The sequence below is a fragment of the Thermomonospora umbrina genome (assembly GCF_003386555.1).
Taxonomy (GTDB): domain Bacteria; phylum Actinomycetota; class Actinomycetes; order Streptosporangiales; family Streptosporangiaceae; genus Thermomonospora; species Thermomonospora umbrina.
This window is the reverse complement of the sequence record NZ_QTTT01000001.1, coordinates 5,820,764-5,846,296: the sequence shown is the minus strand read 5'-3', so window position 1 is coordinate 5,846,296 and position 25,533 is coordinate 5,820,764. Positions and strand designations below refer to the sequence as shown.

18 protein-coding genes are annotated in these 25,533 nt (G+C 72.4%); 4 read left to right on the top strand and 14 right to left on the bottom strand.

Features of this window, described 5'->3' with window-relative positions; translation table 11 throughout:
- Window positions 1-151: 151 nt before the first annotated feature.
- From DFJ69_RS26175 to DFJ69_RS26165, 3 genes are all read right to left on the bottom strand, one after another.
- A complete protein-coding gene (locus tag DFJ69_RS26175; protein WP_116025041.1) occupies window positions 152-790 on the bottom strand; it encodes an NUDIX domain-containing protein in 639 nt (212 codons plus the stop codon).
- Window positions 787-2,469 carry a CTP synthase gene (locus DFJ69_RS26170; RefSeq protein ID WP_116025040.1) on the bottom strand — a complete coding sequence of 561 codons (1,683 nt, stop codon included), beginning with the start codon at window positions 2,467-2,469 and terminating at the stop codon, window positions 787-789. The genes DFJ69_RS26175 and DFJ69_RS26170 overlap by 4 nt, the downstream gene beginning before the upstream one ends.
- Before the next feature lie 247 nt (window positions 2,470-2,716).
- Window positions 2,717-4,291, bottom strand: a complete 1,575-nt coding sequence (locus DFJ69_RS26165) for a hypothetical protein (RefSeq protein ID WP_116025039.1) — start codon at window positions 4,289-4,291, stop codon at window positions 2,717-2,719.
- Window positions 4,292-4,517: 226 nt separating this feature from the next.
- Here DFJ69_RS26165 and pip point away from each other — a divergent pair, with 226 nt between their 5' ends.
- From pip to DFJ69_RS26145, 4 genes are all read left to right on the top strand, one after another.
- Window positions 4,518-5,480 carry a prolyl aminopeptidase gene (gene pip / locus DFJ69_RS26160; RefSeq protein ID WP_211328759.1) on the top strand — a complete coding sequence of 321 codons (963 nt, stop codon included), beginning with the start codon at window positions 4,518-4,520 and terminating at the stop codon, window positions 5,478-5,480.
- A 115-nt stretch (window positions 5,481-5,595) separates the two neighbouring features.
- Complete coding sequence (locus tag DFJ69_RS26155) at window positions 5,596-6,762, top strand: thiolase family protein (RefSeq protein ID WP_116026929.1); 1,167 nt, start codon at window positions 5,596-5,598, stop codon at window positions 6,760-6,762.
- A gap of 2 nt (window positions 6,763-6,764) precedes the next feature.
- Complete coding sequence (locus tag DFJ69_RS26150; protein WP_245974581.1) at window positions 6,765-7,175, top strand: Zn-ribbon domain-containing OB-fold protein; 411 nt, start codon at window positions 6,765-6,767, stop codon at window positions 7,173-7,175.
- A 53-nt stretch (window positions 7,176-7,228) separates the two neighbouring features.
- Window positions 7,229-8,380 carry an NAD(P)H-dependent flavin oxidoreductase gene (locus DFJ69_RS26145; protein ID WP_116025038.1) on the top strand — a complete coding sequence of 384 codons (1,152 nt, stop codon included), beginning with the start codon at window positions 7,229-7,231 and terminating at the stop codon, window positions 8,378-8,380.
- Here the strand turns inward: DFJ69_RS26145 and DFJ69_RS26140 are convergent.
- The 11 genes from DFJ69_RS26140 to polA all read right to left on the bottom strand — a co-directional run bounded on the left by DFJ69_RS26140 (window position 8,364) and on the right by polA (window position 25,431).
- Window positions 8,364-9,422, bottom strand: coding sequence for an SGNH/GDSL hydrolase family protein (locus DFJ69_RS26140; RefSeq protein ID WP_116025037.1), 1,059 nt, complete (start codon window positions 9,420-9,422; stop codon window positions 8,364-8,366). The two genes, DFJ69_RS26145 and DFJ69_RS26140, sit on opposite strands and share 17 nt — an antisense overlap.
- 586 nt (window positions 9,423-10,008) lie before the next feature.
- Window positions 10,009-10,365, bottom strand: coding sequence for an STAS domain-containing protein (locus DFJ69_RS26135; RefSeq protein WP_116025036.1), 357 nt, complete (start codon window positions 10,363-10,365; stop codon window positions 10,009-10,011).
- Window positions 10,366-10,536: 171 nt separating this feature from the next.
- The gene (locus DFJ69_RS26130; protein ID WP_116025035.1) at window positions 10,537-11,067 is read right to left on the bottom strand and encodes a GNAT family N-acetyltransferase; all 531 of its coding nucleotides are present in this window, start codon (window positions 11,065-11,067) and stop codon (window positions 10,537-10,539) included.
- Window positions 11,068-12,397: 1,330 nt separating this feature from the next.
- Window positions 12,398-14,515 (bottom strand): excinuclease ABC subunit UvrB, encoded by a 2,118-nt coding sequence (gene uvrB, locus DFJ69_RS26120; protein ID WP_116025033.1) that lies wholly within the window; start codon window positions 14,513-14,515, stop codon window positions 12,398-12,400.
- Between the two features lie 124 nt (window positions 14,516-14,639).
- Window positions 14,640-15,797, bottom strand: a complete 1,158-nt coding sequence (locus tag DFJ69_RS26115; protein ID WP_116025032.1) for a sensor histidine kinase — start codon at window positions 15,795-15,797, stop codon at window positions 14,640-14,642.
- Window positions 15,798-15,883: 86 nt separating this feature from the next.
- A complete protein-coding gene (gene coaE / locus DFJ69_RS26110; protein ID WP_116025031.1) occupies window positions 15,884-16,486 on the bottom strand; it encodes a dephospho-CoA kinase in 603 nt (200 codons plus the stop codon).
- A 29-nt stretch (window positions 16,487-16,515) separates the two neighbouring features.
- Window positions 16,516-17,010 (bottom strand): GNAT family N-acetyltransferase, encoded by a 495-nt coding sequence (locus tag DFJ69_RS26105; protein ID WP_116025030.1) that lies wholly within the window; start codon window positions 17,008-17,010, stop codon window positions 16,516-16,518.
- 20 nt (window positions 17,011-17,030) lie between these two features.
- Window positions 17,031-18,965, bottom strand: coding sequence for an endonuclease/exonuclease/phosphatase family protein (locus tag DFJ69_RS26100; protein WP_116025029.1), 1,935 nt, complete (start codon window positions 18,963-18,965; stop codon window positions 17,031-17,033).
- 203 nt (window positions 18,966-19,168) lie between these two features.
- Window positions 19,169-20,650, bottom strand: coding sequence for a 30S ribosomal protein S1 (gene rpsA, locus DFJ69_RS26095; RefSeq protein ID WP_116025028.1), 1,482 nt, complete (start codon window positions 20,648-20,650; stop codon window positions 19,169-19,171).
- 256 nt (window positions 20,651-20,906) lie between these two features.
- Window positions 20,907-22,037: a polysaccharide deacetylase family protein gene (locus tag DFJ69_RS26090; protein WP_116025027.1), complete on the bottom strand. Its 1,131-nt coding sequence runs from the start codon at window positions 22,035-22,037 to the stop codon at window positions 20,907-20,909.
- A 694-nt stretch (window positions 22,038-22,731) separates the two neighbouring features.
- Complete coding sequence (gene polA, locus DFJ69_RS26085; protein ID WP_116025026.1) at window positions 22,732-25,431, bottom strand: DNA polymerase I; 2,700 nt, start codon at window positions 25,429-25,431, stop codon at window positions 22,732-22,734.
- Between the last annotated feature and the right edge of the window lie 102 nt (window positions 25,432-25,533).

Here is a 25,533-nt window from a genome sequence, read left to right as displayed (position 1 = left end):
TCCCGTCGCCCCGCTCACGCCCGTCACCACGCGGCCGGCGGGTCCGGGGAACGTCCCCCGGACCACCGAGGCGCAGGTCGGAACCGGCCTCGGACCGTCGGCACGTCGCCATCATGCCGCGTTCCGGGCCCGTGCGGGGCGGAACGGCGGGTCAGCCCTCCGGGGCGTCGGCGGAGCGCAGGTGGCGGTAGCCGGTGGCGCGGGCGGCGTGCACCGCGAGGATGCCGGTGACCGCCAGCGGGTTGTGGACGTCGCCGCGGAACACCCGGGCGACGGCCTCCTCCAACGGCACCCACACCGCCGGCATGTCGGCCTCCTCGTGGACGCGCTCGAAGTCGATCTCGTCGGCGGGGACCTCGGTGAGGCCGCGCGCCAGGAACACCCGGATCCGTTCGTCGCACATGCCGGGCGAGGAGAAGATGTCGACCAGCGTGTGCCACTCGGCGGCGCGGTGGCCGGCCTCCTCCAGCAGCTCCCGCTCGGCCAGTGCGCGGAGCGGCTCGCCCGGCACGTCCCGCAGACCCGCCGGGACCTCCCACAGCAGGTACCCGGCGGGGTGCCGGTACTGGCGGATCAGCAGGATCCGGTCACGGTCGTCGACCGCGACGATGCCGACCGAGCCGGGATGGGTGACGACGTCACGGGTGACGACCTCCGCCCCGTCCGAGCCGGGCATCCGCACCCGGTCGCTGCGCACCCCGACGACCCGACCCTGGAAGCGCTCGACGACCTCGACGACCTCCCAGCTCTCGCGGCGGTCGCGCACGTCGTGCTCCGGCCCGGCGCTCACGGGGCGACGACCGGGTCGGCCCCGCCGCGCGCGGCGGCGAAGTCGATCGCCGCCGCGACCAGCCCGGCGAACAGCGGATGCGGGCGGGTCGGCCGGGAGCGGAACTCCGGATGCGCCTGGGTGCCGACGAAGAACGGGTGCGTCTCGGGGGGCAGCTCGACGTACTCGACCAGCCGGCCGTCCGGCGAGAGCCCACTGAACCGCAGGCCCGACTTCTCCAGTTGATCGCGGTAGAGGTTGTTGACCTCGTAGCGGTGCCGGTGCCGTTCCTCGGCCTTGGCGGCCCCGTACAGCCCGCGGACCACCGAGCCCTCGGCCAGCTCGGCCGGGTACAGGCCCAGCCGCATCGTGCCGCCCATGTCGCGGTCGCCGGCCACCACGTCGACCTGGTCGGCCATGGTGGCGATCACCGGGTGCAGGGTGTCCTCGCTGAACTCGGCGCTGCCCGCGTCGGTCAGCCCGGCCAGCGACCGCGCCGCCTCGATCACCATGCATTGGAGACCCAGACAGATGCCGAGGAGCGGGACGCCGTTCTCGCGGGCGTGCCGGACCGCGCCGATCTTGCCCTCGATGCCGCGGACCCCGAACCCGCCGGGGATCAGCACCCCGTCCACGCCGTCCATCGCCCGGCGGGCGCCCGCCGGGGTGGCGCACTCGTCGCTCTTCACCCAGCGGATGTCGACCTTGGCGTCGTTGCCGAACCCGCCGTGCCGCAGCGCCTCCGTCACCGACAGGTACGCGTCGGGCAGGTCGATGTACTTGCCGACCATGGCGATGGTGACGTGCCGGGCGGGCCGGTGGACCCGGCGCAGCAACTCGTCCCAGCCGCCCCAGTCGACGTCGCGGAACGGCAGCCCCAGCCGCTGCACCACGTACGCGTCCAGGCCCTCGGCGTGCAGGACCTTGGGGATGTCGTAGATGCTGGCCGCGTCCACGGCGGACACGACCGCCTCCCGGTCCACGTCGCACATCAGGCTGATCTTGTGCTTGAGGCCCTCGGTGATCGGCCGGTCGGAACGGCACACGATCGCGTCGGGCTGGATGCCGATGCTGCGCAGCGCCGCCACCGAGTGCTGGGTCGGCTTGGTCTTCAGCTCCCCGGACGGGCCGATGTACGGCAGCAGCGACACGTGCAGGAAGAAGCAGTTGTCGCGGCCGATCTCGTGCCGGATCTGCCGGACCGACTCCAGGAACGGCAGCGACTCGATGTCGCCGACCGTCCCCCCGACCTCGGTGATCACCACGTCCACGCCGGGCTCGGCCATGCCCCGGATGCGGTCCTTGATCTCGTTGGTGATGTGCGGGATGACCTGGACGGTGTCGCCGAGGTACTCCCCGCGCCGCTCCTTGGCGATCACGTTGGAGTAGACCTGACCGGTGGTGACGTTGGCCGAGCCGTGCAGCTCGGTGTCCAGGAACCGTTCGTAGTGCCCGATGTCCAGGTCGGTCTCGGCGCCGTCGTCGGTGACGAACACCTCACCGTGCTGGAACGGGTTCATCGTCCCGGGGTCGACGTTGAGATAGGGGTCCAGCTTCTGCATGGTGACCTTGAGGCCCCGCAGGGTCAGAAGCCGCCCCAGGCTGGACGCCGTCAAGCCCTTGCCGAGGCTGGAGGCGACACCGCCGGTGACGAAGAGATGCTTGGTAGGACGTTGACTACCCGTGGCTGCCGAAGGCAAGTAAGACGCTCCCGTGGTCGATGCGAGGCGGTGCTCGGCCGCCCTGTCCACGGGCCACCAGGATATCAGCCGGTGGATCCCGCTCGACCCGTGACGTGCCCCTGGCCTGCCACGGGGCGCGTGAACACCCATCTCCCCCGTACCGTACCGCCGAATCCACGGTCGGCCGCCGGCGCACACCGCGCCCCAGAACGGACGGACCGGGCGCGCCCGATGGGGCGGCCCGGTCCGGTCGTCGAGGAGGCGGTCAGACGCGCGGTGCGGCGCTCGGCATGATCGTGCGCAACTGGCGGGTGAGCTCGTCGATGAGGTTGCGCGCCTGGTCGGCGGCGGTGCGGGCGGCGTCGCGCTCCTGGGACATCTCGGCCAGGGCGGTGCGCTGCTCGGTGACCGCCTGGGCGAGCTGGTCGACCCACTGGTCGCGTTCGGCGAGCTTCTCCACCACGGCGTCGCGCTCGGCGGCCATCTGCCGCATCGCGGACACGGCGTTGTCGCGTTCGCGGCTCGCCTGCTCGGCGCGGCCCCGTGCCAGGGTGGCCTCGGAGTCGGCACGGGCCTGGGCCTGCAGGGCCGCCTCGCGCTGCTTGTCGGCGGCGACGACGGCCTCCAGGGCCTGCTGACGCTCGGTGTCGAGCTCGGCGGCGCGGCGGCGCTCGGCCTCGGCGTCCTTGACCGCAGTGGCGTGGGCGTGCTGGAGGTTGGCGGCCGTCATCTCGGCGTCGCTGAGCTTGGAGCGCAGCCCGGACAGGTCGGCGTGGGCGTTCTCCAACGCCCGCGACAGCTCCGACGCCTGGTCGGCGATCCGGTCCCGCTCGGTCTCGATGGTGCGGCGGGCGGTGACCGCGTCCTCCATGGCGCGGTGGGCCTCGTCGCGGGCCTCCCGCATGGAGTCGCGCTGGGCCACCACCTGGCGGACGGTGTTCTCCGCCTCGGCGACCCGCTGCTCGGCCTGGACACGCGACTGGTCGGCCTGGGCGCGGGCCTGCTCGGCCTGCGCCGCCTGGGCGCGGGCCTGCTCGGCGGCGACCCTGGTCTGGTCGGCGCGGCGGTCGGCCTCGGCGGCCAGCCGCTCGGCCTGCTCGGACTGGCCGCGGGCCTGGTCGGCCTGGGCCAGCGCCTGCTCGGCCTGGGCGCGGGCCTGCTGGGCCTGGTTCCAGGCGGCGGCGGCGTCGCGTTGGGCCGACTCGCGCTCCTGCTGGGCGGCGGCGATCTGCGCGGCGGCCTCGTTGGCGGCCTCGGCCATCCGGCGTTCGAGCTGCTCGGCACGGCGCTCGGCCTCGACGGCGCGGCGCTCGGTCTGCTCGGCCTGACCGCGGGCGCGCTGCACCTCGCCCCAGGCCGCGGCGGCGTCGCGCTGGGCGGCCTCGCGCTCCTGCTGGAGGGCGGCGATCTGCGCCGCGGCCTCGTTGGCGGCCTCGGCCATCCGGCGTTCGGCCTCGGCGGCGCGGCGGTCGGCCTGCTCGGCCTGACCGCGGGCGCGCTGCACCTCGCCCCAGGCCGCGGCGGCGTCGCGCTGGGCGGCCTCGCGCTCCTGCTGGAGCCCGGCCATCTCCGTGCTGACCTCGGCCACCTTGCGCTCGCCCGCGGCCAGCGCGTCGCCGATGAGGTCGGCCATCTGGCGCAGCCGCTCGACGATGTCCCAGGGTTGGGCGTCGTGCTCGCCGGCCTGGGCCGTGCCGCCCCCGCCGCCCACGGCGCTCTGCGGCGCCGTCGCCTGCGCGGGCACGACGGGCTGCGGCCCGGAGTCCGGACCGAGCGCCGGCCACGGCGTGCCCAGGTCCTGGACCGGCCGATGGCCTCCCGATCCGTTGAGATCGCTCACTTGTCTCCTCGCCTGGAGGCTCGGAGCCGCGTTCGCCGGCTCGTCCTGCTCATTCGGTTCGCTGCGTTCCTCGCCTCACGGCTCGTCACTACGCTCACGCACGCACTCTAGTGCCGATCAGCACAGCGTTTGCCCTGTTTGGGCTCGAGATCCCAGATCTCAACTCGTTGTTAACAGATCATCCTGCCACCGGGGCGGCGCCCGTGCGGTGAGACAATCGCTGGTCATGGAGCTGCGCACCTTTTATCCGCCGATCGAGCCGTACGACTCCGGACTGTTGGACGTCGGTGAGGGAAACCAGATCTACTGGGAGGTCTGTGGCAACCCGGACGGCAAGCCCGCGGTGATGCTGCACGGCGGGCCGGGCGGGGGGTGCACCCCCGACCACCGCCGACAGTTCGATCCGCAGGCGTACCGGATCGTGCTGTTCGACCAGCGTAACTGCGGACGGAGCACGCCGCACGCGGTCGACCCGAACGTGTCCCTGGAATCGAACACCACCTGGCATCTCGTCGCCGACATCGAACGGCTCCGCGAGCACCTCGGCATCGACGACTGGCTGGTGTTCGGCGGCTCGTGGGGCAGCGCGCTCGCCCTCTCCTACGCGCAGGCGCACCCCGAACGGGTCGGCGCACTGGTGCTGCGCGGCATCTTCATGCTGCGGCCGTTCGAGGTGTACTGGTTCTATCAGGAGGGCGCCTCGCTGATGTTCCCCGACGCGTACGAGGAGTACGTCTCGGTCATCCCGGAGGACGAGCGCGACGACCTGGTGGAGGCGTTCGCCGTCCGGCTCGCCTCGTCGGACCCTGAGGAGAGGGTGCGGGCGGCACGCGCGTGGTCCCAGTGGGAGGCGACCGCGCTGACGCTGCGGCCCCGGCCCGAGCTGGTCGAGCACTTCGGGGAGACCGACTACGCCGTCGCGTTCGCCCGCATCGAGAACCACTACATGCGGCACCACGGCTTCCTGGAGCCGGAGCAACTGCTGGAGAACGTCGACCGCATCCGCCATATCCCGGCCGTCATCGTCCAGGGCCGGTACGACGTCTGCACGCCGCCGGCCACCGCCTGGGACCTGCACCGGGCGTGGCCCGAGGCGGAGTTCCACATGGTCGAGGACGCCGGGCACGCGTACGACGAGCCCGGCATCCTGCATCGCCTCATCGAGGCCACCGACCGCTTCGCCCGCTGACCCCCGCCGCCCCGTCACGATCGGCGGATCCACCGAGCCCGGTCCGCGCACGAGTCGCCGAATTCGGTTCGGTACGGTGGCGCCCTGAACGTACCGGGAAGGGGTGATCGGTCCGATGGATGACGGGGCGGCGATCGCCGGGCTCGGCATGACCGAGCTGGGCAGGGTCTACGGGCGCAGCCCGCGTCGGCTGGCGGCCGACGCCGTGCGCCGCGCGGCCGCCGACACGGGGCTGGGTCTGGGCGACCTGGACGGGCTGGTGGTCAGCCATGGGATGGGCGGGTCCCCGGGGATCGAGCTGGCCGACTCCCTCGGCCTGCGCGACCTGCGGATGCTGACCATGATGAACTCCTTCGGCGCCACGGCCGGCGCGATGGTGTCGTACGCGGCCATGTCGGTGATCAGCGGGGCCGCGTCCGCCGTCGCCTGCGTGTTCGCCGACACACCGCTGGCGCCGCATCGTTCGGCCGGCAGCGCGTACAACCAGAGCGCCAAGGAGTGGTACGGCTTCGGCGGGATGACCGCCGCCCTCGGCTTCCGCAGCGTCAACACCGTGTACGCGCTGGCCGCCCAACGCCACATGGCCCGCTACGGCACCACCAGCGAGCAGCTCGGGGCGATCGCCGTGAGCACCCGCGACTGGGCGACCCGGAATCCCCTGGCGCAGATGCGCGAGCCCATCACCCTGGCCGACCACCAGGACTCCCGCTGGGTCGCCGAGCCGCTCCACCTGCTCGACTGCTGCCTGGTGTCCAACGGAGCCGTCGCCGTCGTGGTCACGAGCGCCGACCGGGCCCGCGACCTCGCCCGACCGCCCGTCCACGTGTGGGGATGGGGGCAGGGACATCCGGGGCACCGCAAGGAGCGCGGCAGCGAGTTCGGGCTGACGACGGGCGCGGCGATCTCGGGGCCGCTGGCGATGAAGATGGCGGGGGTCACGGTCGAGGACATCGACATCGCCCAGCTCTACGACTGCTACACGTACACGGTGCTGGTGTCGTTGGAGGACTACGGGTTCTGCGCCAAGGGCGAGGGCGGGCCGTTCGCCGCCTCCGGCGCCCTGGGTCCCGGCGGGGCGCTGCCGACCAACACCGGCGGGGGCCAACTGTCGGCCTACTACATGTGGGGCATGACGCCGCTGTCGGAGGCGATCATCCAGGCCCGCGGGGACGGCGGAGAGCGACAGGTCGCCCGGAACGACGTCCTGCTGGTCAGCGGCAACGGCGGCATCCTGGACCACCACTCCACCCTGATCGTCAGCCCGCACCGGAAGGGGGCCTGACCATGTCCGACCCGATGGCCGTGGGGATCCTGCGCAGGGACGGCCGGACCGACCCGTTCTTCGACGGGGCCGCCGAGGACCGGCTGGTGATCAAACGCTGCGCGCCGTGCGACCGGTGGTTCGCGCCCGACCAGGTCGCCTGCGACGGATGCGACGACGAGGAGATGTCCTGGGCCGAGGCGACCGGCGAGGCCGCCCTGGTGACCTGGACGGTGACGCACGGACGCCCGGCCGAGGACGGGAGCGCGCCGCCGCCCGCCCACCTCGCCCTGGTGGAGCTGGCCGAGGGACCGTGGCTGCACGCGCGCCTGGACGGGGTGCGCCCGGCCTCGCTGCGCGAGGGGCTGGCCTTGCGGGCGGTGTTCGTTCATCCGGAGGAGGGCGAGTCGTACCTCCTGTTCCGGCCGGCCTGAACGACGTTCGGCGACCCTGGACCGATTGACATTCGGTCCAGTAGCTTCGGGGCATGCGTACCGAGGTCTCCCAGATGCTGGGCATCGAGTTCCCCCTGCTCGCCTTCAGCCACTGCCGCGACGTGGTCGCGGCCGTCACCAACGCCGGGGGCTTCGGGGTGCTCGGCGCCGTCGCGTACACGCCCGAACAGCTCGACGAGGAGCTGAGCTGGATCGACCGGGAGGTCGGCGGCCGGCCCTACGGCGTGGACGTCCTCGTGCCCGCCAAGCTCGACCTCGAGGACGGCGGTTCGTCCGGCTCCTCGGGCGGGTTGGACGCGCTGTTGGCGGCCGTGCCGGCGGAGCACTGGACGTTCCTGCACGACCTCTTCGTCCGGTACGGGGTGCCGCTGCCCGACCTCGAGAAGGCCAAGAAGGCCGCCCCCAAGGGTGCCGGCGCCCAGGTCACCCGACAGGGCGCGCTCGACCTCATCGACGTCTCGCTAGCCCACCCCATCCGGCTGATCGCCAGCGCACTCGGACCGCCGCCCGCCCTCATGGTGGACCGCGCCAAGGAGGCCGGGGTGTCCGTGGCGGCCCTGGTCGGCACCGCCGAGCACGCCCGCCGTCAGGTGGCGGCCGGGGTCGACCTGATCGTCGCGCAGGGCGGCGAGGCCGGCGGCCACACCGGCGAGATCTCCACGATGGTCCTCGTCCCCGAGGTGGTGGACACCGTCGCGCCCCTCCCCGTGCTCGCCGCCGGAGGCATCGCGACCGGCCGCCAGATGGCCGCCGCGATGGCGCTCGGCGCGTCCGGCGTGTGGTGCGGCTCGGTGTGGCTGACCACCGAGGAGGCCGAGACCCCCCCGCACGTCAAGGAACGGATGCTGGCCGCCTCCTCGCGCGACACCGTCCGCTCCCGTTCCCGCACCGGCAAGCCCGCCCGTCAGCTCAAGTCGGCCTGGACCGAGGAGTGGGAGGGCCCCGACAGCCCCGGCACGCTCGGCATGCCGCTGCAACTGATCGTGGCCGAGGGCGCCATGCGGCAGATCAACAAGGTCGCCGAGACCGGCAACGAGGGCGCCCGCGAACTGGCCAACTACTTCGTGGGCCAGTGCGTCGGCCTCATGAACACCGTCCGGCCCGCCCGCCAGGTCGTGTACGACATGGTCGAGGAGTTCGCCGAGGCCCTCGACCGGCTCAACGGCCTCAGCGGAACTGGTTGAGCGGACGCCCCGGCCCGGCCGTGACCTGCTCGACGAACAGCCGGGCCAACGCCGCGTACCCGCCCCGGGTCGGGTGGAAGCTGCCCGGCTCGGCCGACAGCGCGGCCAGGTTCACCTTCAGCCCGTTGACGTACGGGTCCGCGCTGCCGATCTCGTGGCCGGAGAAGGCGCTGTAGGCGTCGATGAACTCCACGCTTCCCGCACCGCCGCCGGCCACGAGGTCGCGGTCCCGGTCGGCGACCACCTGGCGGATCACCTCGTTGAGGTCGCGGGCCCGGCCGTTCAGCCACTGCTGGTCCCGCACGCTGAGGTTGTCGCCCGTCGCGCCGGACCGCTCGGCGAAGATCCGCGGATAGCCCAGAACGATGACCCGGGCGCGCGGCGCCCGGGCGGTGACCGTGTCGATCAGCCCGGTCAGCGAGAACCGCAACGCCGCCAGCCGATCGGCGACCTCGCCGCCCTGGTCCTGGCAGGACCCGCTCCACGGCAGCCGCACCACGCATCCGGCCAGCACCTTGGAGAAGCCCACGTCGTTGCCGCCCACGCTGATCGTCACCAGCGTCGTCCCCGCGCTCAACCTGCCCGTCTGCGACGGCTCCCCCGACTTGCCCCTCACGACGGTCGCCGTGGTCGCCCCCGCACAGGCCCAGAACGCCGTCCCGCCCGCGAACCGGAAGTGCCTGGCCACCGTGTGGTAGTACGCGAGAGAGGTCCGGTGGCACCGGTTGGTCGGCGCCAGGTCCGCGGGCGTCGCATAGGCGCCCTCTCCGGCCGAGTACGAGTCGCCCATCGCCAGGTAGGCCCCCCGCGTGGCCGCCTCCACGGGACTGAGCGCCCGCCGCGCCCGCACCGGCTCGGCCGCCGCCCTGGGCGTCTCCGGGGGTTGACGACACCCGCTGCCGAAGACCTCACACCGCACCGCCGGCAGGCCCACCAGGGGCACCACCATCGTCAACAGCAGCACCGGCAACAGCAGGAGCGAGGGTCCCCGTGCTCCCCACCGTCTGCGCGCGTTCGCCCACCACGTCGCCCCGCCCGCCATGGCTCCCCTCTCCCCACCCGCCTGTGGAGACGCGCACCGACCCGCACAGGTTCCCACCTTTACGTTGTAGATCAGCTTCCTCTCGAGACCCCGCCCCGGCGGCTCACCGGACCTGATGCCGTCACCACCGCCCGACCGCTCGCCAACGGCCGCGCGTCGGCCGCGGAGGGCCGACCTTCCCCACGATGTCGTCGCCCGCTCCTCGCGGTGCCGCGTCCGTGCTCGGGGTGCCAACACCCTGCCCCGCGCCCCCGCTTTCCGGGTCCGTACGGAGAGGAACGAACGGTCGGTTGGGGCGCCGGTCCCCCTGAGAACGCTGGTCCGCCTGAGAACGCTGGTCCGCCTGAGAACGCTGGTCCGGTTGAGAACGCCGGTCAGCCTGAGAACGCCGGTCCCCCTGAAAACGTCGGTCCCCTGAGGGCGCCGGTCCCCCTGAGAACGCCGGTGCCCCTGAGAACGCCGGTCCGCCTGAGGGCGCCGGCCCACTTGAGAGCGCCGGTCCGCCTGAGAACGTCCGTCCGGGGTGAAGCTGGAGGGTGGGCGAGGTGGGAGCCGGATCACCGGCGGTCGTCGGTCCGGGGCCGGGTCATCGGGGGGCGGCGGCGAGTCTGCGGATGGTGAAGGTGTCGGCCATGCCGGTGATCTCCAGGATGCGCAGGACGCCCTGGGGCACCGCGGCCAAGGTGAGGGACACGTGCCGGTCGTCGGCCAGGAGCTGGGCCTCGGCGAGGACTCGGAGGGCGTCGGAGCCGAACAGGCCGACCTCGCGCAGGTCGATGATCACTTGGCGGGCCCGTTCCTCGATCAGCGACACCAGCGCCTGCCGCAGATGCCCCTTCGTGTTGAGATCGATGTCCCCCGATACGTAGACGACCGCCCTGTCCCGGTGCCGGAGCACCGCGACCGAGAAGTCGATCTCCTTGCGAAGAGTCATGCTGGTCATGCCGATCCACCGTTTCGCATCGCTGATTCGGGCTGCCTTGTCGATCCTGGGACAGCCCGCCCGGGCGACACACCACCCCTCGGGTAGTGATTGCCCCCGGCGAGCTTGACCTTGCGCCCGCAATGTCAGATTCGAGTAAGGCTCCCGCCAGGAACGTAAAGCCTCATACCGCTACTTTTCGCCCTGCCCCGCGACCCGCTCCGGAACGCGGTCAACACCCCCGCCACCCTGCCGGGACATCACCATTCGAGGGCCCGGCAGGTGCAGCCCGGCGTCGATCTCGGCCTGCCAGTGCTCCCGCAGGCCCGGCCCCCACCGTTCCTCGGACAGCTCGGCGAACCCGTGCCGGGCATACCATGGACCGTTCCATCGAACGTCACGGAACGTGATCAGCGTCAGCTCGCCGGCGGCCTCCTCGACGACCCGTTCCAGCAGCATCCCGCCGATCCCCCGCCCGGTCTCGTCCGCGTGCACCGCGATCTGCTCCAGGTGCGGGTGCCCGTCCACCTCGACGACCGCGGCGAACCCCACCACCGGCTTCCCCACCACCAGGACCCGCGCCCGCTCGACGACCTCCTCGATCACCGTCGGCCCCGGCGGGAACACGATCCCCACCGCTTCGAAGACCTTGTCGGCACTCCGTTCGATCGCGGGCAACCCGACCAGGTCACGCTCCTCCGCCGGTCGCACCGTGATGTCCACGGCGTCACCCTAGACATGCCCGCCACCCAGGGCAACGGGGTTTCCCACCCCACAGAACCCGTCCCACCCCACCCCCGCACCGCCACCCACCACGACGCCCCGCGACCGAAAACCACGACAGGACGCTGCGAACCCGTCACACCAGCCGGCCACCAACTCCCATCCAGCACCCCAGACCGCCCCCACCGCCCACAGCCACCAAAGGTGCGTCCACCCCCACCGAACGCCTTCCACGCCACCGCCCGTAGTCGAGAAACCTTAGAACGCCCGAAAGGGTGCCTCCGCCCCACCGAACCCGTTCCACCCGCCACGGCACCGGCATCGTCCCCGCCACTACGACCCGCCACCGAGAACGACGACCGGACACTGCACATCCGCCACGACCCCACGGTCAACCGTCATGGCCACCGGCCGCCACCTCTGGTCCATCACCCTCCGCAGCCCGCCCGCCGCTTCAGAACGGTCGCCGCCTTCCATCACTCGTCGCACCGACCGGCCACCACCAACTCCCATCCGGCACCTCAGACCACCCCATCTCCCGCAGCACGCCACACGCAGACTCGCCACCACCTCGACCCCGCTCCCGGCCACCATCACCGCCCACAGCCACGCCGACCAGCCCAAACTCGAGAGCCTCCGCCCAAGCGCGGCCGCCACGCCCTCCAGCCGCACACCACCGGACCAGCCACCCGCCGCCGACCCGGGCCCGCCACCTGTGACAGCCCCGACCCGGGTGGCCACCAGTGCTGTCGGCCGCCATGGGCAGCGACCCCTGCGGGCTATGGAGGTGCCAACGTACGGGGCCGTTCGCCGCGTCCTCCCGCCGGATGCAACGCGGACCGGCCACGGCCCCCGGTCCGGAACCGCCACGGCAACCACGTGGTCACCAGTGCTGCGGGCCGCCATCGGTAGCGACCGACCCGCCTGCGGGAGATGCCAGCACGGGGCGCATCGCCATGCCCTCCGGCCCCACGCCACGCGGACCAGCCGCCGGCCATCGATCCGGAGCCACCACCGGCCCGCGTGGCCACCAGTGTTGTGGGCCGTCATCGGGCGGCCGCGCCTGGCTGTGGAGGCCCCGGCGCACGGGGTCGTTCACCAGTCCTCCAGCCGCAGAGGACCGGTCGGCGGTCGCCGGTCGGAGTCGCCGCCGTGGGACGGAAGCGGCTACGTGGTCACCAGTGCGTGGGTCGCCGTGGGCGGCGGCCGTTCCTCGTTGGGGAGGTTTCGGTGCGCGGGGGTCGTTCGCCGTTGTGGGGCGTGGCCGGCGGCACGGGGGCTGTGGCGTGGGGCCCGGGGATCGGTGGGTCTGTCGGGGCGGCGGGTGGGGTCAGTGGACGCCGGCCTCCTTCATGTCGCGGAGTTCGCGCTTGAGTTCCTTGATCTCGTCGCGGAGGCGGGCGGCGAGTTCGAACTGGAGGTCGGTGGCGGCCTGGTGCATCTGGGCGGTCATCTGTTCGATGAGGGACTCCATCTCCTCGCGGGGGCGTTCGCCGACGAGGTCGGCGGCGTGGCGGCCGGCCTCTCGGGTGCGGCTGGCGAGGCCGGGGACGGGGGCCTTGCCGCGGCTCTGCTGGCGGCCGGCGCCGCCGAGGAGGGTCTCGGTGTCGGCGTCCTCGCGGGCGAGGGAGTCGAGGATGTCGGCGATGCGCTTGCGCAGGGCGGTGGGCTCGATGCCGTGCTCGGCGTTGTAGGCCTCCTGCTTGGCGCGGCGGCGGGTGGTCTCGTCGATGGCGCGGGCCATGGACGGGGTCACCTGGTCGGCGTACATGTGGACCTGGCCGGAGACGTTGCGGGCGGCCCGGCCGATGGTCTGGATCAGGGAGGTCTCCGAGCGCAGGAAGCCCTCCTTGTCGGCGTCGAGAATGGCGACCAGGGAGACCTCGGGCAGGTCGAGGCCCTCGCGCAGGAGGTTGATGCCGACCAGCACGTCGTACTCGCCGGCGCGCAGCTCGCGCAGCAGCTCGATGCGGCGGAGGGTGTCGACCTCGCTGTGCAGGTAGCGGACGCGGATGCCCAGCTCCAGCAGGTAGTCGGTGAGGTCCTCGGACATCTTCTTGGTGAGGGTGGTGACCAGGACCCGCTCGTCGCGCTCGGTGCGCAGCCGGATCTCGTGGATCAGGTCGTCGATCTGACCCTTGGTGGGCTTGACGACGATCTCCGGGTCGACCAGGCCGGTGGGCCGGATGACCTGCTCGACCACGTCGCCGGAGACCCGGTTCATCTCGTACGGGCCGGGGGTGGCCGACAGGTAGACGGTCTGGCCGATGCGCTCGATGAACTCCTCCCACTTCAGCGGACGGTTGTCCATCGCCGACGGCAGCCGGAAGCCGTGCTCGACCAGCATCCGCTTGCGGGAGGCGTCGCCCTCGTACATCGCGCCGATCTGCGGGACGGTCTGGTGGGACTCGTCCACGACCAGCAGGAAGTCCTCGGGGAAGTAGTCGAGGAGGGTGTTGGGGGCGGAGCCGGACTCGCGGCCGTCGATGTGCCGGGAGTAGTTCTCGATGCCGGCGCAGGTGCCGATCTGGCGCATCATCTCGATGTCGTAGGCGGTGCGCATCCGCAGGCGCTGGGCCTCCAGCAGCCGGCCCTGACCCTCCAGCTCGGCCAGCCGCCCGGTCAGCTCGGCCTCGATGCCGCCGATCGCGCGCTCCATCCGCTCGGGACCGGCGACGTAGTGGGAGGCCGGGAAGACGTACAGCTCCTCGTCCTCGGTGATGACCTCGCCGGTGAGCGGGTGCAGGGTGGCCAGCTTCTCGATCTCGTCGCCGAACATCTCGATCCGGACGGCGAGCTCCTCGTACTGCGGGATGATCTCCACCGTGTCGCCGCGGACCCGGAACGTGCCCCGGGTGAAGGACAGGTCGTTGCGGCTGTACTGCATGTCGACCAGCCGCCGCAGGAGGTCGTCCCGCTCGATCTCCATGCCGACGCGCAGCCGGGCCATCCGGTCGACGTACTCCTGCGGGGTGCCCAGGCCGTAGATGCACGACACCGACGCGACCACCACCGTGTCGCGGCGGGTCAGCAGCGAGTTGGTCGCCGAGTGCCGCAGCCGCTCGACCTCCTCGTTGATCGAGGAGTCCTTCTCGATGTAGGTGTCGCTCTGCGGGATGTACGCCTCGGGCTGGTAGTAGTCGTAGTACGAGACGAAGTACTCGACGGCGTTGTTGGGCAGCATCTCGCGCAGCTCGTTCGCGAACTGGGCCGCCAGCGTCTTGTTGGGCTGCATCACCAGCGTGGGCCGCTGGAGGCGCTCGATCAGCCAGGCGATCGAGGCGGTCTTGCCGGTGCCGGTCGCGCCGAGCAGCACGGAGTCGCGGTCGCCCCGCGAGACCCGCCGCTCCAGCTCGGCGATCGCCTGCGGCTGGTCGCCCGAGGGCGTCATCTCCGTGACGACCTCGAACGGCGCCACCTTGCGCTGCAGATCGGTGACCGGCCGCAACTCGTCCTCCTCGGATCACGAACACGCGGGCAGGCTCCCGGCCCGCGTTCCCCCACTGTACGCAGCCGGTACGACAGAACCGGCCGGCCGTTCATTCCCCCGGCCGGCCCGAAGAGGCCGCAGGTCAGGGCGTCGTCGGCAGCGGGATCCGGGCGCGGACCGCGAAACCGCCGCCGGGCTCCGGCCCCGACTCGAAGGCGCCGCCGAGGGCGGTGACCCGCTCCCGCAGGCCCACCAGCCCGTTGCCGCCGCCGGGCAGCCCGTGGACGGGCCCGTCGGTGGGCCGCTCGTTGCACACCGCGATCTCGATGATCTCCGGCATCTGCCGGATCGTCACCCGGGTGACGGCCTGCCCGGCGTGCTTGTGGACGTTGGTGAGCGCCTCCTGGATCACCCGGTACACCGTCCGGGCCATCGCCGGGGGCAGCGCGCCGTCCTCGATCTCGGTGGTCAGGTCGACCTTGAGCCCGGCCGCCCCGGACTGGGCGACCAGTTCGCGGAAGTCCTCCAGCCCGGGGGTGGCCTGGGGGTCGTTCGCCTCGCCCAGCCGCAGCACGCCGATCACCTGGCGGAGCTCGTCGAGCGCCTGCCGACCCATGTCGCCGATCACCACGGCGGTCTCGACGGCCCGGTCGGGGTCGCGACCGGCGACGGCCTTCAGCGCGGCGGCGTGGACGACCATCACGCTGACCCGGTTGGCGACCACGTCGTGCATCTCGCGGGCGATGCGGGTGCGCTCCTCGACGCGGGCCCGCTCGGCGAGCAGGGTCCGTTCACGTTCCAGCCGGCGGGTGCGTTCCTGCAGGGAGGCGATCAACTGCTTGCGGGTGCCCATGTAGAGGCCGAGGAGCACCGGCGGCGCCACGAACACCAGCGCCACCATCAGCCTCAGCAGGACGCCCTCGTCGCCGTCGAGACCGGGCTCGGGCTGGATCACGAAGGCCAGGACCGCCACCGACGACAGGCACGTCACCGCACGCCGCGAGTGCGCGTACGCCCCCAGCGAGTAGAGGGCGATCAGGCCGGCGCTGAACCCGGCGCCGGTGGTGGCCCCGACGAGGATCACCAGCGAGGTGATCACCACGGCGTGCCGGCGTCGCGCCACCAGCGTCAGGCCGAGCAGGAACGCCGCCGCGGACACCACGGGCGGCCGCAGCCAGAAGTCGTAGTCGGAGAACCACATGGCCACCGCGTCGAAGACGGCCGCCCCCGCGGCCAGCGACACGTCCAGCACCCGTGATCGCCTTGTCGGCCACATCGCCGCCCCCGGATCCCCGCGCATGAAGCGAGCCTAAAGGACCGAAGACTCGACATATCGCATTTATGACACAGCGTGCCTCGGTCCTGCGTACAGTGAGAGCGCCCGGTTCAGGTCACACCGGCGCGCTCGGTCAGGTCCGACCACAATCGTCCGACCCTGAGGTCCAACTCCTCCAACGTCCCCGTGTTGGCGATGACGTGATGGGCGATCGCCCGCCGTTCCTCCCGCGACGCCTGGGCGGCGATGCGGGCTCGGGCGGCCTCCTCGGTCATGCCCCGGCGGGCGGTGAGCCGCGCGACCTGCGTCTCCACCGGGACGTCCACCACGACGACCACGTCGTAGAGCTCCGCGAGGCCGTTCTCGGTGAGCAGGGGGACGTCGTAGACGACGACGGCGTCGTCGGGCGCGGCCTCTCTGAGCTCCTCCATCCGCGTCCCCACCAGCGGATGGACGATCGCGTTCAGCGCGGCGCGCCGTTCCCCGTCGGCGAACACGATGGAGCCGAGCCGCTCCCGGTCCAGCGAGCCGTCGTCGAGCAGCACGTCCGTGCCGAACTCGGCGACCACGGCGGCCAGTCCCGGGGTGCCGGGCGCCACCACCTCGCGGGCGATCTCATCGGCGTCGATGATCACGGCTCCCCGGGCGGCCAGTCGCGTGGACACCTCGCTCTTACCGGACCCGATTCCGCCGGTCAATCCCACTCGCAGCACGGCCAGAGCCTAGCGCGCCCTCTCCGAGGTCAGCCCGCCGAGGAGGCCGGAACGAGCACTTTGCGCATGTGGACCAGAATGAGGTGGTCCGCGACCCGTTCTCGCCGGGTCTCGGCGTACCCCAGACGGCGGTAGAGGCGCAGGTTGCCGTCGCTGAGATGACCGGTGAACAGGACGCACGCGTCCGTCCGGCCGGCGACGCGTTCCTCCAGCTCGCGCATCAGCCGCCCGCCGATGCCGCGACCCTGGAGGTCGGGGGCGACGACCAGCCTTCCGACCAGGCAGGTCCGTTCGTTGAACCGGGCGCGCACCGCCCCCACCAGCCGCCCGTCCCGAACGGCCTTGAGCACCACGGAGTCGCCGGCGAGCGCCTTGGCGACCTGCGCGTACGACTCGACCAGGGGCGGGATGAAGGGGTCGCCGTACAACTGCGCCTCGGCCAGGTACGCGGCGCGCTGGACGGTGAGGATCTCCCCCGCGTCGGGCTCGGCGGCGGGCTCGATCCGCACCTCGTCGGCGTTCACGCCCGCACCCTACCTTCGGCCTAGTGGCCCAGGCGGACGGTCACGGCCACCGGGTGGTGGTCGGACGCGTCGGAGGGGTGCACGCCGTGGTCGGAGAACACCAGGTCGTCGGTGCCCAGGATCCAGTCGACCTTCCGGCCGTCGGCGGTGGTGGGCCCGTAGTCGCCCAGCGCCGCGCTGCGCAGGCCGGTGCCGTCCAGCAGCCGACTCATCTCGGCGCTGCCGGGCCCGCTGTTCAGGTCGCCGCCGAAGATCGTGCGGGGCGCGCCGCCCCAGGCCCGTCGCAACGCCATGATCTCGCGCTGGCGCTCCCGGCTGCGGTCGGCGCCGCCGTCCAGGTGGGTGGACCATACGTACACGGCGCGGTCGCCCACGCCCAGCCGGGCCCAGACGTAGCCGCGGATCTGCGACCAGTCCCCCTTGGGCATCCGGGCGCTGCCGGACGACAGCACCCTGCGGGAGGTCAGGATGGCGTTGCCGAACTGGCCGTCGGCGGCGGGCCCCCAGACCAGGTGCATGTCGAGCCGTCGGGACAGCCACACGCCCACGTCGGTGGTGCCGGACACCAGCGAGCCCCGGCCGACCTCTTGCAGCAGGACGACGTCCGCGCGCTGCGCCTCGATGTTCTCGGCGATCGCGTCGAGGTCGAGCCGTCCGTCGGTGTTCAGGCCCTCGTGGATGTTGTACGTCACCACCCGCAACGAGCCGCTCTCGTCCGCGGTCCGGTCGACCGACGGCCTGGTCACCTCGAAGACCAGGGTGCCGAACAGCAGCGTCAGCGCCGCTCCCCCGCCCGCCAGCGCCCGCAGCGGCGCCCGCGCGGGCAGCGGACCTCCCCGGGCCGCGGCGATCGCGGCCAGCCCGCCGAGCAGGATCCCGGCCACGCCGGGCAGCACGTTGTTGGGGAACGGCAGCGCCCCCACCGAGCTCAACTGGTACGGCAGGAGGACGACCGCGACCAGCAGCCCGCCCAACGCCGCGCCGACGTCGATCCGTCGGGCCGGCCCGCCCCGCCCCGCGAGGCGCAGCGGGGCCCGGGAGGCCACCGCCAGCAGCCAGGCCGACAGGACCTGGCACAGGATCACCACGCCGACGACCACGAGCCCGGACACCGCGTAGGCCCCGGCGGTCGCGCCCGCGCCGACCCCCAGCACCGTGCCGCCGAGGACGCAGACCCCGCCGGGCACCGCCCGCACCGCGAGGCCGGAGGCCAGGAACGCCAGCGCGAGGCCCTGGCCGGTCGCGACCACCAGGTGCGCGACGGTCAGCGACTGCCAGCCGGAGGACGCCACGAACGCGGGGCTGGACAGCACCAGGATCTGCAGGGCCAGGAAGGGGCCCAGCGCCGCCGCGCCGAGGGCGTCCCGCCAGGAGATCCCGGGCGCTTCGACCGGGCCGGACCTCAGCTCCCGGGCCAGGGCCGCCGCGCCCAGCCCGACCAGCAGCAGGCAGACGGCCCACTCGGCCGGGCCGGACCGCCAGACCGGATCCCAGGTGCCGAACATCATCCGCAGCGCCGTGTCCGCGCCGAGCCCGGCGACCGTCGCCGTGGCGAACCCCACCCCGGACAGGCCGCGCGCCGCCTCGTACAGCGCCACCACGGCGACCATGCCGACGGCGGTGCCCAGGAGGGCGAGCCACAGTTGCGGGGACAGCGCCTGGGCGAGGAGCCGTACGACCAGCAGGCCGCCGGCGCCGACCAGCAGCAGGCCGTTCGGGCCCGCCGCCGCCCGGATCGCCGGTGCGGTGAACCCCGCCAGGAAGACCAGGACCACCGCGAGCGCCGCGACCGCGTTGCCCGACGACTCGGCCAGGTGGTCGAACCGGGGCGCCGCGAAGCGCAGGGTCTGGGCGAGCACCGCGATGGTGGTCGCGATCAGCGCCAGCCGCGCCGGGCCCTGCGGGACGATGGACGGCGCGTTCCCGGCCCTGGTCTCCGGGGGGGTGGTGGTCACTGGTGTCGCTCTCTGGCTGCGGGGGGACGGCGGGCATGCCTGCGGGGGCGGCGGGCCGCAGGGGCGAGCGTGGAAAGGCGGGGAAGGCGGGAGAAGGTGGGGAAAAACGACCACGGCCGGAGAACGATCCCCCGAGGGGGCCGTCTTCCGACCGTGGTCATTATGTCATCGGCCGCCGGTCATGATCGACCGGCCGCGCCGTGTCACTGACCGCCCGACAGCTTCTCGCGCAGTGCGGCGAGCGCCTCGTCGGACGCCAGGGCGCCACCGGACTCGGCCTCGCCGCCTCCGGAGTAGGAGGTGTCGGGGCCGGCGCCGGCCTCGCTCTGACCGCCCGCGGCCTCGGCTTCGGCCTTGCGGGCCTCTTCGATCTGCTTGCGGTGCGCCTCGAACCGCTGGCGGGCGTCGGCGTACTGCCGCTCCCAGGTCTCCCGCTGCTCGTCGAAGCCGTCGAGCCACTCGCCGGTGTCGGAGTCGAAGCCCTCGGGGTACTTGTAGTTCCCCTCGGCGTCGTACTCGGCGGGCATGCCGTACAGCGTCGGGTCGAAGTCCTCGTCCTCGATGCCGGCGGCGCTCTCGTTGGCCTGCTTGAGCGAGAGGCTGATCCGGCGCCGGTCGAGGTCGATGTCGATGATCTTCACGAAGATCTCGTCGCCGACCTGGACGACCTGCTCGGGGATCTCCACGTGGCGCTCGGCCAGCTCGGAGATGTGGACCAGGCCCTCGATGCCCTCCTCGACCCGGACGAACGCGCCGAACGGCACCAGCTTGGTGACGCGACCCGGCACGACCTGGCCGATCTGGTGGGTGCGGGCGAACTGCTGCCAGGGGTCCTCCTGCGTCGCCTTGAGCGACAGGGAGACCCGCTCGCGCTCCATGTCCACGTCGAGGACCTCGACGGTGACCTCCTGGCCGACCTCGACCACCTCGGACGGGTGGTCGATGTGCTTCCAGGACAGCTCGGAGACGTGCACCAGGCCGTCCACGCCGCCGAGGTCGACGAAGGCGCCGAAGTTGACGATGGAGGAGACCACGCCCTTGCGGACCTGGCCCTTCTGCAGGGTGTTGAGGAAGGTCTGGCGGACCTCGCTCTGGGTCTGCTCGAGCCAGGCGCGGCGGGACAGGACCACGTTGTTGCGGTTCTTGTCCAGCTCGATGATCTTGGCCTCGAGCTCACGGCCGACGTAGGGCTGCAGGTCGCGGACGCGGCGCATCTCCACCAGCGAGGCGGGCAGGAAGCCGCGCAGGCCGATGTCGAGGATGAGGCCGCCCTTGACGACCTCGATGACCGTCCCGGTGACGATGCCGTCCTCGTCCTTGATCTTCTCGATCGTGCCCCAGGCGCGCTCGTACTGCGCGCGCTTCTTGGACAGGATCAGCCGGCCCTCCTTGTCCTCCTTCTGGAGGACGAGGGCCTCGACGTGGTCGCCGACCTTGACGACCTCGTTGGGGTCGACGTCATGCTTGATCGAGAGTTCGCGGGACGGGATCACGCCCTCGGTCTTGTAGCCGATGTCGAGCAAGACCTCGTCTCGGTCGACCTTGACAACAGTGCCCTCGACAATGTCGCCGTCGTTGAAGTACTTGATCGTCTCATCGATCGCGGCGAGGAACTCCTCCGCCGAGCCGATGTCGTTGACCGCGACCTGAGGAGTGGTCGTCGAGGTGTCAGTGCTGCTCGTCATGTGTGGGCTGGCTCCGGGTACGGACATGAATCGTTGTCTTTGCAGCGCGGAGGGCCGTTTTCGTCCCTGCCAAGACCGGAGACGGCGGAGACTCCCGCCCGACGACCGATGTCGACCTGTCCGAGCGCGTGCCTGCTCTGTCCGAAGCACGTGCAGGCCCACAGCGCAGCGATCAGCTTATGGGACATGGCGGCGGGGGTCAATCCAGAGCGGTTGCGGGTCCGGCCCGAGTCACGCCATGCACTTTCGTTCCAGTCTAGTAGACCCGGCCCAGACCGCGGTAACGGTCGGCCAGCCCCTCGCCACGGGCCTCCGGGAAGGCCACGGTGCCCGGATCCCCATCGGAGACGTAACGCTCCTCGGGGTGGTCGCGGAGCCACTCCAGCCAGGCCTGCGAACAGAAACGTCGGCAGTCGTTCTCCTTGATTTTACCCTCGGAACGGATCCGCATGATCGATTCCGGGTCGAAATCCCGGTGGAAGGGCGACACCGACGGCCGCCAGCCGGCCAGGAAGATCCCCTGGAACGCGTACGCGCCCTCCTTGGACCGCGCCCACGAGCTGCGGCGCGGCACCGAGCCGAACGGGTACGCCAGGGTGGTGGTGTGCGTGCCGGTGAGCGCCAGGATCCTCTCCTCGTCCTCGGCGATCTCCTTCTGGACCTCGTCCTTGGACAGGCGGGACAGGTCGGCGTGCGTCAGCGTGTGGTTGCCGATCTCGAACCCGTTGCGCAGCAGCCAGCGCAACCCGTCGGCGGCCCGGTCGCCGAGCCGGAACGGGTCGTCGTTGACGTAGAACGTCGCCACCGGCCGGAACCCGGGATGCCGGCGCGCGACGTCCAGCAGGACGCCGACCGCGGTGTCGGGCCGAGGGACGCCCCGCTCGTCGAGCGCGAAGTGCCCGGGGGTCCCGTCGTCGAAGGTCAGCACCACGGGATGCCGCCCGGCCGGCACGTCGATCCGGCCCCGGGCGAACTCGGCGGCGGTGATGGGCGCGTAGCCCTCCTCGGCCAGCCGGGTCAGCTCGTCCCGCAGCTCGTCCGGTGTCCGGTCCAGCGACGCGGCGCCGTCCGCCGCGATCCGGTGATACATGATCACCGGGATCTGGCCCAGCTCGTACGCCCGCACCTGCCGGGCCACGGCCGAGGCCGCCCCGATCGTCGGCACCGGCGAGGCGCTCGGCGAGGCGCTCGGCCCCGGCCCGCCGCTCCGTCCGCCCGTCGGCGTCCGCCCGGGTGTCGCCCCGCCGGCCCGGGCCCCGTCGCCGGGGGCGGGCCCGTCCCGAGAGGTCGCGGCGGCGTCCCGTTCCGGCCCGGCGTCGGGCGCGACCAGACCGACGATCACCGCCAGAACGATCAGCACTCCGGCGAGCTTGTGCAGCGGCGGCACGACCCTCCCGTCGATCTTCGCAACGGTCGCGCCCAGCGTACGGCTCCGGCCCCCTCCGCGAACACCGGACCGCCCACCACATTCCCGTGACCCGCCCGCAGGCGGATGTCGGTCGGCCCGTCCCCGACCGGCGGAGCCCGCACCCCCGTGACCCCCCGCAGGCGGGTGTCGGTCGCCGCGACCGGCGGAAGCCAAGGACCCGTGACATCCCCGTACGGGTGTCGGTCGATCCGTCCCCAACCGGCGGAAGCCGTAGCCCCGTGCCAGCCCGGAGCGGCTGCCGGTCGCCGCGGCTGGCGGGAGCCACATTCCCGTGACCGCCACCGTACGGGTGTGGGTCGGCTGGGCCGCGAACGGCGGAAGCCGCACTCCGTGGCAGCCCCGGTACGGGTGTCGGTCGGCTCGTCCCCTACCGGCGGAAGCCGTAGTCCCGTGCCCCCCGGGGCGGGTGCTCGGTCGCCGCGACCGGCGGAAGCCGCGGTCCCGTGACAGCCCCCGTACAGGTGTCGGTCGGCCCTCCGCGACCGGTGGAAGCCGTAGCCCCGTGACAGCCTGGAGCGGGTGTCGGTCGGCTCGGCCGCGGCCGGCGGAGGCCGTAGCCCCGTGACCCTGCGGGCGGGTGTCGGACCTCCCTGAGTTCACAGCGACGTGCGGTGGAGCGTCCTGACCCCCGCGGGCGGGGTGTCGGGGAGGGTCAGTGGGCGGCGTCCTGCCAGGTTTGGCCGGTGCCCATGGAGACGTCGAGGGGGGCGCGCAGGTCGTAGGCGCCGGCCATCTGCTCGCGGACCAGGGACTGCAGCTCGTCCAGCTCGCCGGGGGCGACCTCGAAGACGAGTTCGTCGTGGACCTGGAGGAGCATCCGGGAGGTGAGGCCGTGGGCGCGCAGGGCGCGGTCGACGTTCAGGGAGGCGACCTTGACGATGTCGGCGGCGGACCCCTGGATGGGCGCGTTGAGGGCCATGCGCTCGGCCATCTCGCGGCGCTGACGGTTGTCGGAGTCGAGGTCGGGCAGGTAGCGGCGGCGGCCGAGGATGGTCTGCGTGTAGCCGTCGCGGCGGGCCCGGTCGACGACGCCGCGCAGATAGTCGCGGACGCCGCCGAACTGCTCGAAGTACTCGTCCATGAGGAGGCGGGCCTCCTCCGGCGGGATGCTGAGCTGGCCGGCCAGGCCGAACGGGGACAGGCCGTAGGCCAGGCCGTAGTTCATCGCCTTGATGCGGGCGCGCAGCTCGGAGTCGACCTGGTCGGCGGGGACGTCGAAGACGCGGGAGGCCGTGATGGTGTGGAAGTCGGCCCCCGAGGTGAACGCCTCGAGCAGCGCCTCGTCGCCCGACAGGTGCGCCATGATGCGCAGCTCGATCTGGCTGTAGTCGGCCGTCAGCAGGCACTCGAAGCCGTCGCCGACCACGAAGCCCTCGCGGATCTGCCGGCCCTCGGCCGTGCGGATCGGGATGTTCTGCAGGTTGGGGTCGGTGGACGACAGCCGGCCGGTGGCCGCCACCATCTGGTTGAACGTGGTGTGGATGCGGCCGTCCTCGGCCGCCATCGGGATCAGCGAGTCGACGATGCTCTTGAGCTTGGCGACCTCGCGCCAGCGCAGGATGTGCTCCAGCACCGGGTGGCCGTCCTTGGCGAGCAGGCCGGTGAGCGCGTCGGAGTCGGTGGTGTAGCCGGTCTTGGTGCGCTTGGTCTTGGGCAGCCCCAGCTCGTCGAACAGCACCTGCTGGACCTGCTTGGGCGAGCCCAGGTTGAACTCGTGGCCGACGGCGGAGTGGGCGCGCTGCTCGCACTCCTTGACCTGACCGCCGAGGGACGCCGACAGCCCGGCGAAGTGATCTGCGTCGACGGCGATGCCCGCGCGTTCCATCTCGGCCAGCACGCCGACCAGCGGCAGCTCCACCTCGTGCAGCAGCCGGGCGGCGCCCCGGCCCTCCAGGACGCGGTCGAGATCGTCGGCCAGCTCCAGCACGGCGCGGGCGCGGACGGCCAGGTCCTCGGCGGCGTCGGCCTCGGCGGACCCGTCGATGGTGAGCTGACCGTCGGCGGCGGCCTCGCCGCGCAGCTCCTTCTGCAGGTGGCGCAGCACCAGGTCGCCGAGGTCGAAGGTGCGCTGGCCGGGCATGGCCAGGTAGGCGGCCAGCGCGGTGTCGCTGGTGACCCCGTCGAGGGTCATGCCGCGGGCGGCGAAGGCCAGCATCGGGCCCTTGGCCTCGTGCACGGCCTTGGGGCGCTTGGCGTCGGCCAGCCAGGCCGCCAGGGCGCGCTCGTCGGCCTCGACCAGCTCGGCGGGGTCGAGGTACACGGCGGGGCCGCCGGCGGTGGCCAGCGCGATCGCGGTCAGCTCGCCGGTGCCGCGGCCCCAGGTGCCGGTGACGGCGAGGCCGACCCGTTCGCCCGGGGCGGCGGCGTGCTCGGCCAGCCACGCCTCCAGCTCGCCCGGGTCGGGGCGGGACAGCTCGACGTCGAAGCCCTCCTCGGCCTCGGGCTCGACGGCCGACAGGGTGGAGTACAGCCGCTCGCGCAGCACCCGGAACTGCAGCGAGTCGAACAGGGTGTGGATCTCGTCGCGGTCCCACTGGCCGATCCGCAGCTCGCGGGGGGCCGCGTCGAGGGCGACCTCGCAGTCGAGCTTGTTGATCTGCCGGTTGCGCAGCACCTGGCCCAGGTGCTCGCGCAGACTCGCGCCGGCCTTGCCCTTGAGCTGGTCGGCGGCGTCGACGAGGCCGTCGAGGTCGCCGTGGGCGGTCAGCCACTTGGCGGCGGTCTTGGGCCCGACGCCGGGGACGCCCGGCAGGTTGTCGCTGGTCTCCCCCACCAGCGCCGCCAGCTCGCGGTAGCGCTCGGGCGGGACGCCGTACTTGGTGAGCACCGCCGCCGGGTCGTAGCGGGTCAGCTCGGAGACCCCGCGCACCGGGTACAGCACGGTGACCTTGTCGTTCACGAGCTGGAAGGCGTCGCGGTCGCCGGTGACGATCAGCGTCTCCATGCCCTGCGCGGTGGCCTGCGTGGCCAGCGTGGCGATGATGTCGTCGGCCTCGAAGCCCGCCACCGACAGCCGGGGGATGCGCAGCGCGTCCAGCACCTCGAAGATCAGGCTGACCTGGCTGCGGAACTCGTCGGGCGCCTTGGTGCGGCCCGCCTTGTACTCCACGTACTGCTCGTGCCGGAAGGTCGGCTCGGACCGGTCGAAGGCCACCGCGATGTGCGTGGGCTGCTCGTCGCGCAGCACGTTGATGAGCATCGAGGTGAAGCCGTACACCGCGTTCGTGGGCTGGCCGTCGGTCGTCGAGAAGTTCTCCAGCGGCAGTGCGAAGAACGCCCGGTAGGCCAGCGAGTGTCCGTCGAGCAGGAGAAGCCGGTCGGTGTTGTCAGGGGTCGGTGCTGTCGTCTCCACGGATTGAGCCTAGCCTTCCGTTACGACAGTTTGAGGGAGGCATGAGTGACCGACCAGCACGGGGCATCCGCCGATGCCCCGCCCCCGGGCCCCCAGGACGGC